The sequence below is a fragment of the Microbacterium sp. M genome (assembly GCF_045181065.1).
Lineage (GTDB): Bacteria > Actinomycetota > Actinomycetes > Actinomycetales > Microbacteriaceae > Microbacterium.
In genome coordinates this window covers 499,572-513,931 of sequence record NZ_CP173721.1, presented here as the reverse complement: position 1 = coordinate 513,931, position 14,360 = coordinate 499,572, and the positions used below count along the sequence as shown (strand labels likewise).

Sequence of the window (14,360 nt, the reverse complement as noted above, 5' to 3'; positions counted from 1 at the left end):
ATCGCCTGATCGCCGCACGTCAGTTCGCGCAATTCCGCGACCTGTGGACAACTCCCACCCGCACACGCACTTGTGCAGGGCGAGTGGCGCGCAGGACGTTCTCCGATCGTTCACCCCGACGCCATCTGCGGTGGATAGACCTGATGGCAGTCGTCACCCGCGACCCGCGCGGCTGCGCCGCGATCATCCATCCCCGAACACCCGAGGAAAAGATGCCTTCTGCACCCTCCCGGCGCGCCGTCTGGACGACGTCCGCAGCCACCCTCACGTGCGCGCTCGCGCTCACGCCGCTCATCGCGGTCACCGCCGCTCAGGCGGCGATCGTGCCCGCTCCGATCGTCCACTCCGCCGACGACGCGGCGATCAGCCTGTCACCGCTCGGCTCGTTCGAGACGGGAGTCTTCGACGAATCAGCGGCCGAGATCGTCCAGGCGCATGGCGATCGGCTGTTCGTCGTGAACGCCAAGGCCGGCTCGGTGAGCGTCCTCGACCAGTCGGACCCGTCGGCGATCGCGCCGCTGTTCTCGATCGAATCGGACGGAGTCGCGAACTCCGTCGCCGTTCGCGAAGACGGCCTCGGCGTCATCGCCTTCGAAGCTCCGGTCAAGACCGACGCGGGCCACCTCGTCTTCTTCGACGCGAACGCGACGGACGCGGCATCCGCGATCCTCGGCCAGGTGACGGTGGGCTCCCTGCCGGACATGGTCACCATCTCGGATGCCGGTGACCACGCCGTCGTCGCGAACGAGGGCGAGCCGTCCGACGACTTCACGAGCGACCCGGAGGGTTCGGTCGCCGTCGTGACGCTTCCGGAAGCCGTCGCGGCGCCGGCGCAGGACGCCGTGCGCATCGCCGACTTCCACGCGTTCGAGGAGGGCGGCGCGAAGCCGTTGCCCGCGGACGTGCGCGTGTTCGGCCCGACTCCGGAGAGCGATCTTCCGGTCAGCCGCAATCTCGAGCCCGAGTACATCGCGATCGACGGCGGCACGGCATACACCGCCCTGCAGGAGGCCAACGCCGTCGCCGTCGTGGACATCGCGTCCGCGACGGTCACGGATGTCTTCTCGCTCGGCTTCAAGGATCACTCGATCGAGGGCAACGGCCTGGATGCGAGCGACAAGGACGACGCCGTCGACATCCGCACGTTCGAAGGACTGAAGGGCATCTACATGCCCGACGGGCTCGACTCCTACACCGCCGGCGGCACGACCTACCTCGTGACGGCGAACGAGGGCGATGCCCGCGAGTGGGGCGACTACGCCGAGCCGAGCCGCGTCAAGGATCTCGAGACGGACGGCTACGGACCGGTCTGCGAGAACCTGGCTTCGCTCACCGGCGACGCCGACCTCGGCCGCCTGAACGTCACGATCGAGAACGGCTTCAACGAGGCCGAGGGCTGCTACGACGAGCTGTACGCGTTCGGCGGGCGCTCCTTCTCGATCTGGACCACCGATGGCGAGCAGGTCTTCGACTCCGGTGACGCGTTCGAGCAGATCACGGCCGAGGCCGCCCCCGAGTTCTTCAACTCGAATCACAGCGAGTCGAACCTCGAGGGCCGCAGCGACGACAAGGGGCCGGAGCCGGAGAGCGTGACCGTCGGAGAGGTCGACGGGCGCACCTACGCGTTCATCGGCTTCGAGCGCGTCGGCGGTGTGGCGGTGTTCGACATCACGGATCCGGCAGCGTCGACCTACGTGACGTACATCAACAACCGCGACTTCTCGGTCTCGGTCGAAGATGCCGACGACCCGGCATCCGTCCTGTCATCGGCGGGAGACCTGGGCGTCGAGGGGCTGGCGTTCATCCCGGCATCCGAATCCGCGACCGGCGAGCCGATGCTGGCCGTCGCCAACGAGGTATCAGGCACGACCACGCTGTTCGCCATCGAATCAGCGGATGACAGCACGACGACGGACATCCAGGTACTGACGATCAACGACTTCCACGGCCGCATCGAGGAGAATCTCTCCGGCGGCGAGGCGGGAGCCGCCGTCCTGGCCGGTGCCGTCGACTCGTTCGAGGCCGAGAACCCGAACACGCTGTTCGTCTCCGCCGGCGACAACATCGGCGCCTCGACCTTCACGTCGTTCATCGACGACGACAACCCGACCATCGACGCCCTCGCGGCGGCGGGCCTGGATGTCAGCACCGTCGGCAACCACGAGTTCGACCAGGGCTTCGCCGACCTCACCGACCGCGTGCTGCCCCGCTTCGGCGGCGGACAGTTCGGCCTGGGCGCCAACGTCTACCTCAAGGACACCGACACCCCGGCGCTCGAGGAGTACCGGGTCGAGGAGATCGACGGCGTACGCGTCGCGTTCATCGGCACCGTCACCGCCGACACGGCGGCGATGGTCACCCCGACCGGCATCGCCGACATCGAGTTCGGCGACCAGCTGGAGGCTGCGAACCGGGTCGCCGCGGAGATCACCGAGACGGATGCCGCTGACGTGATCGTGCTGCTGTCGCACACCGGCGCAGCGGAATCGGAATGCGAGGCCGTGGCCGCGGACACGAGCGACTTCGGCGCACTGGTGCACGATTCGTCGGCCGAGATCGACGCGATCGTCTCCGCTCACACGCACCAGACCTACTCCTGCCTCATCGAGGGGCCCTCGGGCATCGAGCGCCCGGTCATCCAGGCGCATCAGTACGGCACGACCCTGGGCAAGCTCGACATCTCGGTCGACACCGCCTCGAAGGAGCTCGTCTCGATCGACGCGTCCCTGGTGCCGCTGGTCGTGGACGGCGTGGCCGCCTACCCGGCCGACCCCGAGGTCGCCGAGATCGTCGCGGCCGCGCAGGCCGTCGCCGAGGAGGAGGGCTCGGTCGAGGTGGGCTCGATCACCGCCGACATCCTGCGCGGCGGCGAGCCGGCAGGCGCCGACCGCGGCGTCGAGTCGACGCTCGGCAACACGGTCGCCGATCTGTACCTGTGGGCGACGTCCAACCAGGACTACGCCGGAACCCCGGCGCAGATCGGCATCATGAACCCCGGTGGCCTGCGCGCCGACCTGCTCTACGGAGCCGACGGGACGCTCACCTACCGTGACGTCGCGGCGGTCCAGCCGTTCGCGAACACGCTCGTGACGGTGACGCTCACCGGCGCACAGCTGAAGAGCGTCCTCGAGGAGCAGTGGCAGCCCGACGGCTCGGAGCGACCGAAGCTGCACCTGGGCGTCTCGGAGGGCTTCAGCTACGAGTACGACCCGGAGGCTCCGCGTGGCGAGCGCATCCTCTCGATGTCGTTCGAGGGCGCGGAGATCGACCCCGCGGCGGAGTACACCGTCGTGACGAACTCCTTCCTGGCCGCCGGTGGCGACAACATCACCACCTTCGCCGAGGGCACCGACCGCACCGACACCGGCCAGGTCGACCTGACGGCCACGGTCGCGTACTTCGCGGCGAACAGCCCGGTCGCCCCGGCAGAGCTGGGTCGAGCCGTCGTGTCCGACGGATCGACCGAGCCGACTCCGACGCCGGCTCCGACGGGCCCGACGGAGCCGACCGAGCCTGGTTCGGATGCCTGGGCCACCGTGTCCCTGTCGTCCACCAGCGTCGAACAGGGCGGCACCGTCACGGTGTCGGTCTCCGGTCTGGAGCAGGGCCAGCAGATCGCCGCGACACTGCACAGCGATCCGATCGTGATCGACGGCATCCCGGCTGCCGACGCATCCGGCGCCGTGACCTTCGCCGTCGCGATCCCGGCGGACTTCGCCCCTGGTGCGCACACGCTCGAGATCACGTCGGGTGATCTGGAGCCGATCGAGGTCTCGCTCACCGTGACCGCCGCGGGCGGCCTGGCGACGACGGGTGCCGCTGCCCCGTGGGGCATCGCCCTCGGCGCCGCTGCACTGCTCACCGCCGGTGCGGTGTTGTTCGTGACGCGTCGCCGCGGCGTGATCGCCGGCTGATCGCACACCGACTTCGCCCCGCCTCTCGGATTCGAGGGGCGGGGCGATGTCGTCTCCCCGCCCGTCGCGGGTACCACCTGCACGACGCGGGAACAGATGCACGACCGGAAATCGATTCCGGGCCCGGCATCCGTTCCCGCGTCGTGCATCTGTACCGACGGCGGCGACCCGCGACTACTGCGCGTCGACCAGGACGGCGACCGAGCGGGCGGGGGCGGTGACCGTGCCCGTCCCGGCATCCCAGGTCGTCGCCTTCACCACGGCATCCGATCCGTCCGCCTGGGCCGGCGTCAGCGCGAAGTCGCGGCCGGCGAGGTCGGGCACCGTCTGCGAGATCTCCGACGGCGAGGCGTTGAACACGACCAGCGCGCCCTCGAGCTCCGGGTCGACGTCATCGCCCACCAGGTCGTCGATGAGCATCACGATGACGCCAGGGGCGGCATCCGTCCCGCTGTTCGGGAACGTCAGCTTCTCGCCGATCAGCTCCGCAGAACCCAGCTGCAGCAGGTCGACCTCGTCGCGCACGCGCAGGAGATCCAGAGCGGATGCTTCGGCCGCCGCGATGTCGGCAGCACCGGGCTTCAGAGCAGGATCCGCCAGCAGCGGCGCCATGATCGGCCACTTGTCCTCGTTGTCGGCGGCCGGCGGCAGGCCGGAACCGAACGTCGACTCCTGGCCGGTCCAGTCGATCCGGTTGAACCAGTCACCGGAGTCGTAGCTGTTGCGATCCAGCGACTTCGAGCGCAGCAGCTCGGTACCGGCGTGCCAGAACGACGGCGACTGCGACAGCGTCACGGTGGCGAGCGACAGCGTGTTCATGCGGACGCGATCCGCCATCGGCGTGCCGGTCGGCAGCTTCAGCACCGACAGGTCGTACAGCGTCTCGTTGTCGTGCGCGTCGACGTAGTTGATGACCTCGCCCGGCTCATCGGCGTAGCCGGCCCGCGAACCGCGATAGTCGATGTCGGCACCCGCCGTCACGGCGCCGTCGCTCGTCGTGAACGCGTAGTCGCGCAGGTTGCCGGCAAGTCCCAGCTTCACGAGATCCGTCTCGTGGCCGAGGTCGGCCAGCGCCTGCTCGGTCGTGCCGTTGATCGGGTCGCCGTTCGGATCGGTGCCGAGCCCGGTGCCGAATCCCTGACGGAAGGTGGACGATCCATCGACGGGGCTGCCGCCGTGCACGGCATCCCGCAGCCGGTCGTTGAACGTGCCGATGCCCGTCCCGCCCAGCTGACCCTGCGTCGCCTGCTCGAACAGGGCGTTGTCCGCCACCTCTCCGAAGTTCCAGCCCTCGCCGTACAGGTAGACGGCAGACCCGTCCACGCCGTCCTTCTTGACGGTCAGCTCATCGAGCGCCGCGCGGACCGCGAGCATGTTCGCCTTCGAATGGTGGCCCATCAGGTCGAAGCGGAATCCGTCGACCTTGTAGTCCCGCGCCCACGTCACGACCGAGTCGACCATGAGCTTCTGCGCGGCGAGGTGCTCGGTCGCCACGTTCTGGCAGCACGTGCTCGTCTCGACGGCACCGGCCGCGTTGAGGCGATGGTAGTACCCGGGCACGACACGGTCGAGCACGGACGTGTCGGCCTGACCGGATGCCGCAGTGTGGTTGAACACCTCGTCGAGCACGACCTGCAGCCCCAGGTCGTGGAGCGAGCCGACCATGGTGCGGAACTCGCTCACGCGCTCTCCCCCGTCCGCGTCCACCGCGTACGAGCCCTCCGGCACCGAGTAGTGGTACGGGTCGTAGCCCCAGTTGAAGCCGTCGGCTCCGGCGACGGCGCCGACGCAGGCCTGCTGCTCCGCGGAGTCCGGGCCGAACGATGCGAGGTCGCACGCGGGCACGGCCTGGGCGGAGCGGTCCTCCTCGATCGTCGCGATGTCGAAGGACGGCAGCAGATGAACGGTGTTGATGCCGGCATCCGCCAGCTCGCGCAGCTGATCCGTGCCCGCGCTGTCCTCGGCGAAGGCGAGGTAGGTGCCGCGCTTGTCCTCCGGCACCGACTCGTCGCCGATCGAGAAGTCGCGAATGTGCAGCTCGTAGATCGCGCGGTCGACGGCGCGCTCGACCTCCGGCGCCTCGGCCTTCTTCCAGATCTTCGGCTCCCACGCCTTGTCGTCGAGGTCGACGGCGACGGAGCGCTCCGAGTTCAGTGTCAGCGCCGTGGAGTACGGGTCGGTGACGAGGTTGGTCTCGATCTTCCCGGTGCTGGGCGCGTAGACGACGACCTCCCACAGGAACTCGTCGTTCTTCAGCTTCTTGTCGCCCTTCACCTGCCAGACGCCGGATGCCTCATCCCACGTCGCTTCGTGGCGGACGGGGTCTCCGCCAGCGCCCTCGTTCCAGGTCAACAGGGTCACCTGCTGGGCGGTCGGCGCCCACAGCCGGAACGTCGGCTTCTTGCCTTGGAAGGTCACGCCGAGGTCGACGTCTTCGAGCGTCGAAGCGTAGAGGTCGTCCAGCACGCCGGGCAGCTGCACGCCCGTGTACGCCGTGACGGTGCCGTCCACGCCGGACTGGGAGACGGCCAGCTGCGTGCGGACGAGGGCCGCGGCATCCGCGTCGGAGACCTTCAGCGCGAGGGAGCCGGCGAGCGCCGGGAAGCGCGCCGTCTGCTCCTCGGTCAGCGTGCCGTCGACGGTCAGGGCGATCGCGTCGCCGCCGGTGACCTGTCCGTCCGTCAGGGCGAGCGAGGCGTCGGATGCCGAGTGCAGCACGTACGCGGCTCTGTCGGTGACACCGAGATTCGCGGGCCACGCGATCGTGGTCTCGTCGATCCAGTGCGCGCGCTGCTCTCCGGTGCCGGGGACCGGAGGGTCGTCGCTCACGATCTCGAGCACGTGGGTCTCGAGCGTGTACCGGAACGACGTGACCTTGCCCTCGGTCGCACTGAATGAGATGTTCGCGCCGTCGCGGACGCCGTCTGCGCCGTAGTTCTCGGCCCAGCTCAGACCGTGCGCGACCTTCAGTTCGTATGCCCCGGTCGGCAGCGCCGAGGTCGAGAATTCGTAGACGCCGTCGCGATCGCCGTCGGCCATGAGCGTGCCGAGGCAGTCCGGAGACCAGTCGGCGGCGCAACCGAGCTCATCCTGCAGGGATCCGGCGAGCGTGACGATGGGTCCTTCGGCACTGGACTGCACGATGTTCGTACGGGGGTCGAAGTAGAACGAGATCGGTCCTCCCGCGTGACTGATCGCGATGTTCGTGCCGTCGGGGATGCCGTTCTGCCCGTAGTTGATGCTCCAGCTGCCGTTGATGGCGGCCTTGTACTCGTAGTCGCCGGCGGGGAGGTCGAAGGTCCCGGCCCAGACGCCGTCGGCGCGCAGGGTCAGCGTCGCCTTCTCGCAGCCCGGCTCCCAGTCAGCGGCGCAGCCCATCTCGGAGTTCAGGCTGCCGGCGATCGTCACCGAGTCGAAGCCCGGCTGCGGCTCCTCCTCTTCGGTGAGGGTCACGGCGTTGCCGACGGAGGCATAGGTGGATGCCGCGGCGTGGTGCCCTGCGGCATCCGTCGAGACCGCGCGGTACTCGACCAGCGTGCCGTTCTTCAGGCCGCCCAGGTCGTGGAAGACCCGCGGGTCGGTGTCCTCGGCGGTGCCGAGCGGGTGCCACTCGTCCGATCCGGCGACGCGCCAGGAGAAGCTCGTCTGCGCCCACTGGTCGGCGATGTCGGCCGTGACCGCGGCCTGGGTCTTGATGCCGGCGCCCGCCGCGGGGACGGTGAGGGTGATCGGCGCTGCTTCGGCCGGGGCGGTGACCGCGGCATCCGCCTTCCAGACGGCGGCCGACAGCGCGGGGACCGTGATACTCGTCGCGGCGCTCTGGTCGGTGGTCAGCGCGGGCACGTCGCCGTAGAGCGGGGCGAAGCCGGCGTCGGCTGTGAGGGTCGTGACGTCCACGGTCTGGGTGGTGGCGGCGTTGTTGACCGCCACGAGGTACTCGACCTTCTCTTCGGCATCCACGCGGGAGAACGCGTAGATGCCGGGGCCGGATGCCGCGTAGCGCTCGATCTGCGCGCCGTCGGACAGGGCAGCGTGCTCGGTGCGCAGGGCCGAGAGCTCGGCGATATGCGCGTAGAGCGGGGCATCGGTGGCGTAGCGGTCGACGGATCCGGCCTGCTCACCCGTGATGAGGTTCTGGTTCGCGTACTCGTCGACCTGGGTGGCGAACAGGGTCTGGCGGGCGTCCTTGTCGCCGCCGGGGCCCGTGAAGCCCTGCTCGTCGCCGTAGTAGACGACGGGCTGGCCGCGGGTGAGGAACATCAGCTCGTGCGCCAGCTCATCGCGCTCGAGCGGCGCGTCGAGGTCGTCGAGGAACGAGCCGACGCGGCCCATGTCGTGGTTGCCGAGGAAGGTGGGCAGCGCGGTCGACGAGGTGTCGGCGGTCGTGTAGTAGTCGTCGCCGGCGAACAGCGACTGCAGCCCCTTGGCGGAGTTGCCCGCCGCGAAGCTCACCGCGGAGGATTGGAAGGTGAAGTCCAGCACCGAGTTCATGTCGGTCCTGCGCACGTACGGCGAGAGCTTCACCGGATCGGCGTCGTAGACCTCGCCGAACATGAAGAAGTCGTCGTCGCCCTGTGCGTGCGCGTAATCGAGGACGTCCTTCGACCACTGCTCCCAGAACTCGAAGTTCACGTGCTTGACGGTGTCGATGCGGAAGCCGTCGATGCCGAGGTCGATCCAATCCTGGTAGACCTCGACGAAGCCGTTCACGACCGTGGGATGCTCGGTCATCAGGTCGTCCAGGCCGTCGAAGTCGCCGTAGGTGACGGACTCCCCCGACCAGGTCGAGTTGCCGCGGTTGTGATACAGCGTGGGGTCGTTGAGCCAGGCGGGGACCTTGGCGTCCTCGTCGGTGACGACGGGTGCGTACGGGAAGCTCGTGGCGGGGTCGAGCGCGGGGAAGTCAGCGGAACCCGCGACGTCGGCGGGGTCGAAGGCGGTGCCAGCGGCATCCGTGTAAGGACTCGTCGCCTGGTCGACGTAGTCGTAGGTCTTCTCGGCATAGTCGATGACGTCTGCCGTGTGGTTGGTGATGATGTCGAAGTAGACCTTGATGCCGCGCGCGTGGGCGTCGGCGATCAGAGCCTCCAGCTCCGCGTTCGTGCCCAGGTGCGGGTCGATGCGGGTGAAGTCGGTGATCCAGTAGCCGTGGTAGCCGGCGCTGGCGTTCGCGCCCTCGCCCTGGACCGGCTTGTTGGCGAAGCTCGGGGTGAGCCAGATCGCGGTGGTGCCGAGTCCCTCGATGTAGTCGAGGTTCTGGTGGAGGCCCGCGATGTCGCCGCCCTGGTAGAAGCCCTTGTTCGTGGGGTCGAAGCCGGTGGCGAGTGCGTCGCCGGTGAGACCGCCGGTGTCGTTGGTCGTGTCGCCGTTCGCGAACCGGTCGGTCATCACGAAGTAGAACTGCTCGCCGTCGCCCGGCTGACGGACCGGTGCATTCACGAGCGCCGCGTCGTCGTCACCATAGCCGCCGCGGAGGTCGACGACCTCGAGACCGACCCGCTTGAGGGTGTCGTCGAACGTGAAGCGCAGGGTCGACGGGCCCTCGATCGTGAGCGGGATGTTGTCGCCGCCGCCGTCGAGACCGTACGCCTCGTCCCACGTGTCATTGAGCGCGACCTTGTACTCGTACGTGCCGGCTGGGACCTCGAACTCGGCGCTGTAGACGCCCTCGGCCCCGGTGGGGGCGAGTTCGGTCTCGGCGCAGTCGGGTGCCCAGTCGGCGGCGCAGCCGAGTTCGGACTGCAGGTCGCCGACGACGGCGACCGTGCGCTCGGCGGCGGATGCCGGGGCGAGGGCTCCGGCGGCGCTGATGCCGGTGGCGGCGAGGGCTATGGCTGCGACCAGGGCGGTGCGGCGCTGAACGGTCTTCTTCGACACGAAAGTCTCCCAGGGGGACGGAGGGCACGGCGACGTGCACGGGTGCTGTGAACCCGAAGTTAGCAGTCGCGCACGAAATTCTGCAAGCGCTTCCATCCGATATCTCGGACTACAGCTGGCGTGCCCACAGGTGCTGACGCTTATCTCGCAAGCGCTTCCAGTGCGATTGTGCGAAGTTCGACCGGCGTTCACCCGCCGGACACTTCGGGCGATTACAACTGCTCTTGCGCGGAAGAATCAGACCGGAACGGGTAGTCAGGAACTTTCCGCGCCGCGGTGAGCCTCGCTCCCGCTCGCGGTTCCCACACCGCACGAGACCCCCGCCGAATCGGGTCGGCGGGGGTCTCTTCCCTTCCCGAGGGCCCCGCGCGATCACCGCGCGAGATCGTCCTGACGTGCCTCTCCGTGTCCGCTCGCGCGCCACAGTCGGGCGTAGCCGCCGTCCGCGCTCAGCAACTCGTCGTGCGACCCCATCTCGACGATGCGACCGGCATCCATCACGACCACCCGGTCGGCCATGCTCGCCTGCTCGAGGCGGTGTGCGATCGTGATCGTGGTCCGCCCGCGTGCGAGGCGCAACGCCGCGCGATCGAGGACGTCGCCGTCGGCGCTGCCCGCCTCCGAGGCCGCCTCGTCCATGACGAGGACGTGCGGATCACGCAGCCGGACCCGCGCGAGGGCGAGTTGCTGGCGCTGGACATCGGTGAGGTCGACGCCACCGGCGCCGATGACCGTCTGGACACCGGCATCCAGCCTCGCCACCCACCGTTCCGCCCCGGCGTCGGCGAGGGCGTCGGTCAACTGGGCGTCCGTCGCATCCGGACGAACGAGACGCAGATCGTCGGCCAGGGGACCCGAGAAGACGTGGCTCTCCTGCGCGACCAGCACGACGCGCGGCTCGTTCGCCCCCTCGAAGCGCACACGACCGGATGCCGCGGCGAGCCGCCCGCACACGATCGCCGCCAGGGTCGATTTCCCTGCCCCGCTCGCGCCGACGATCGCGACGTGCTCGCCGGGGCCGACGTCCAGATGGATGTCCTCGAGCACCGCGGCGTCGCCGTAGGAGAAGCCGACGCCCTCGATCCGGACACCGATCACGGCATCCTCCCGCGCATCCGGCACCTCGCGCTCGCTCTCGACGGGCTCGTCCAGCACGCCGACCAGTCGCGACAGGCTCGCCGAGGCGCGCTGCAGATCGTCGAATCCGGCGAGCACCGTGCCGAGCGGACCGAACAGGTTCAAGAACATCAGTGCGGCCGCCGTCGCCGCGCCGATCGTCGTCGCGCCGGACTGCACGAGGAGGAAACCGGCGACGAGCACGGCGGCGAGACCGACGAACTCCGCCATGTTGAGCCGCCCCCAGAAGCGCACTCCCAGTCGAGCGGCGCGGATGCTGAGGTCGGCGGCGCGACGCGCGGACTCGTCGACGCGCGCCTCGACCCCGGCCGTGCTGCCGAAGGCCGACAGCGTGGCGTGCGCGTCGATGCCCTCCAGCATCCGCTGCGATCGCTCGCCCGCGGCCTCCCTGGATGCACGGTACACCGGCATCGAGCGACGCAGATGGTGCCGCAGGGCGACCAGTTGGACAGGAACCGCGAGGCATGCCGCCAGCGTCAGCCGGGGATCGATCGCGGCCAGTCCCACCGCTGCGGCGGCGATCGAGAACGCCGCCCCGGCGGCCGTCGGGACCACCGAGGAGACCGTGTCCCCGACGACGGCGACATCCCCCGAGACCCGTGAGACCAGCTCCCCCCGACCGGCGGCCTCGACGCGGCGCTCCGGCATCCGCAGGATGTGGGTCATCAGCCGGTCTCTCAGCTTCGCCAGCATCCGTTCGCCGACGCCGGCGACGGCGATCCACGATCCGGTCGCGAGCACCGCCTGGACGAAGACGGTCGCGAGCAGCACGATCAGCAGCAGTCGCACCAGCGCGCCGTCCCCATCGGTGACGGCATCGATCGCGCCGCCGAGGATCAACGGGGTCGCGATGCCGGCGGCTGCCGCGAGGGCGAGAACCGTCACGGCGACCGCGAGACCCGTCGCGTGCTGGCGCACCAGACCAGCGAGGACCCTGCGTGTGCGCCGAGGATCAGCGGTGCGAAGAGGAATCGTCATGCGCGCACCTCCTGCGTCCGACCGATCCTCACGACGCGGTCGCACACGGCCAGCAGGGTCGGACTGTGCGTGAGCAGGATCGTCGTCCGCCCGCGCCGGTGACGCCGGATGCCATCGGCGACCGTCGCCTCTGTGACGGCATCGACCGCCGTCGTGGGATCGCGCAGGACGAGCACGCTCGGCTGCGCTGCGAGTGCGCGCGCGAGTGCGACGCGCTGCCGCTGGCCGCCGGAGAGGAGCATGCCCCGTTCGCCGACCTGGCGGCCCCAGCCCTCCCCTGCGAGCACGTCGCCGAGCGCGGCGGCGATCACGAGGTCGTCACGATCGGACGCGCCGACGTTCTCGGCCACCGTTCCGGTGAGCAGGACGGCCTGGTGCGGTGCGGAGACGACGCGCGCGTCCCCCGGCAGCGGAGGACGCACGAGCGGTTCGCCATCGATCAGGATCACCCCCCGCTCCGCGGGGATCGATCCGGCGAAGAGCTCGCTCAGCGCGATCGCGTCGCCCTCCTCCGCCTCGACGCCGACCAGTTCTCCGGCGGCGATGAGCACGGTCACCGACCCACCCGAGGGCAGTCGGACGCCGTCGATCAGCACGTCCCCGCGCGGCGCCTTCACCGGAGCACCGAGCGAATCCGTCTCCCCTCCGGACAGCTTCTCGATCCGTCGCCGTGATGCGCGGGCCTTGGCGAGTTCGGGCCCCACGAAGGCGAGCGAGGCGACCGGCCATTGCAGGAACTGCGCGAGTCCGACCACGGTCACCAGCTGGCCGACCGTGATCGCGCCGTCGAGCGCGAACTGGGAGGACATTCCCGCGAGGACGACGAGGAAGAGCCCGGAGAGCAAGGTCGTGACGCCGGAGAACATCCCCTCGGCCCTGGCGGCGCGCAGGGCCGCGGACAGGGTCGTCGTGTTCGCGGCGCGGAAGCGGCGTGCGGCCTCGTCCTCCGCGTTCAGCCCCTTGACCGTGCGCAGGCCCGAGAGCAGGTCCGAGGCGAGGGCGGAGGAGTCGGCGAGCGCCGCCTGCTCCGCCGCCGTGCGTCGCTCGAGCGGGCCGGTGATGAAGTGGACGGCGACGACGAGCACCGGGGTCACGATCAGCACGGCGAGGCCCAGGGGCACGGACACCAGCAGAAGCCCGGTCGCCGCCACCGCGATCGCGACGGCGAACGAGATCGCGCGACCGAGGGTCCAGGCGACCGACGAAGCCTCGCCGACGTCGCTGGTCAGCGTCGAGAGCGTGTCGCCCCCGCGTCGCCGCGCCTGGCCGATCGGATCGAGCACACGGGCCAGCAGGTTCCGACGCGTCGTGTAGTCCATCTCGGTGTACAGCGCCACGGCGGCGAGCTCCCCGGCGCGCCAGGCGAGCATCAGCACGAGGAACACCACGAGCAGGATGCCGATGCCGATCGCGAGTCCCCTCGGATCGGATCGGGCGATCGCGATGTCGATGACGACACCGACCGTGATGGGCACGGCCGCTTCGCAGGCCTGGTGGAGCGAGAAGCCTGTGGATGCGCGGATCAGCAGACCGCGACGGCCGCGGATCCAGGGCGATACGGAGGAGGGCACGTCGTGATAGCTTAGGTTCGCCTAACCATGACTGCAAGACGATAGGCAGACAGATGATGTCGCAGAGCGGACAAGACCTCGACGCGCAGCCCCGCTGGCGGATCGGCACGAACGCGTTCGCTCTCGCGGACACCGTGGAGTGGGAACCGCACGCGCATCCGGACCATCACGAGCTGCTCTGGGGCACCCGCGGCGCACTCACCGCCGAGACCGACCACGGATACTTCGCGATTCCCGGCACTCTCGGCCTGTGGATCCCGGCGGGGGTCACCCATCGCGTGATCGCCGCGGCGGGGACGACGTTCCGATGCACCTACGTAGACAGTGATGTGAACGCCGTCGGCACGACGACGACGGCCGTCGCCATGCCCGAAGTGGTCCGCGTGCTGCTCGATCGACTGGAGGCGGCGCCGTACCTCGCCCGGACGCCGCGGCTGCACGCCGAGGAGCTGGCGCTGAATCTGCTGGAACCCGTCGAGTCCGCCACCGTCGATCTTCCCCTGCCGCTCGATCCGCGCACGCGTCAGGTGGCCGAAGGACTGCTGTCCGACCCCGCGGACGACCGGTCGATCGAGGACTGGGGTCGCCACGTCGGCGCCAGCGGGCGCAATCTCTCGAGACTGTTCGTCATCGAGACCGGGATGAGCTTCTCGACCTGGCGGACTCGCGCACGCATGCGGAAGGCCATCGAGTGGCTCGCGGCCGACCACACCGTCGCCAGCGTCAGCCGGCGATCCGGGTACGCGACGCCCAGCGCGTTCGTTCAGGCGTTCCGACGCGAACTCGGCCGTACGCCGGGGGAGTTCGCCTCGGCGCGGCACGATTCCGGCCGGAAGTCGGCCTGAGCACGACACGGTCTGTCCGCTGTGCGACACCCGCCCGA

The 14,360-nt window shown here is 69.6% G+C and carries 5 protein-coding genes; 2 read left to right on the top strand and 3 right to left on the bottom strand.

All coding sequences use genetic code 11. The features are described 5' to 3' along the window. Window positions 1–212 precede the first annotated feature (212 nt). Window positions 213–3,914 (top strand): choice-of-anchor I family protein, encoded by a 3,702-nt coding sequence (locus ACI7YT_RS02375; protein WP_406248806.1) that lies wholly within the window; start codon window positions 213–215, stop codon window positions 3,912–3,914. Window positions 3,915–4,088: 174 nt separating this feature from the next. On the opposite strand, the gene pulA is transcribed toward ACI7YT_RS02375, so the two are convergent. From pulA to ACI7YT_RS02360, 3 genes are all read right to left on the bottom strand, one after another. Beyond that, on the bottom strand, window positions 4,089–9,791 hold the full coding sequence (gene pulA, locus ACI7YT_RS02370) for a pullulanase-type alpha-1,6-glucosidase (protein WP_406248804.1): 5,703 nt from the start codon (window positions 9,789–9,791) through the stop codon (window positions 4,089–4,091). A gap of 372 nt (window positions 9,792–10,163) precedes the next feature. Beyond that, window positions 10,164–11,906, bottom strand: coding sequence for an ABC transporter ATP-binding protein (locus ACI7YT_RS02365; protein ID WP_406248802.1), 1,743 nt, complete (start codon window positions 11,904–11,906; stop codon window positions 10,164–10,166). Next, on the bottom strand, window positions 11,903–13,477 hold the full coding sequence (locus ACI7YT_RS02360; protein ID WP_406248801.1) for an ABC transporter transmembrane domain-containing protein: 1,575 nt from the start codon (window positions 13,475–13,477) through the stop codon (window positions 11,903–11,905). Before ACI7YT_RS02360 ends, ACI7YT_RS02365 begins: the two co-directional genes overlap by 4 nt. A 53-nt stretch (window positions 13,478–13,530) precedes the next feature. Here ACI7YT_RS02360 and ACI7YT_RS02355 point away from each other — a divergent pair, with 53 nt between their 5' ends. Continuing rightward, on the top strand, window positions 13,531–14,322 hold the full coding sequence (locus ACI7YT_RS02355; protein WP_406248799.1) for a helix-turn-helix domain-containing protein: 792 nt from the start codon (window positions 13,531–13,533) through the stop codon (window positions 14,320–14,322). Window positions 14,323–14,360: the final 38 nt, after the last annotated feature.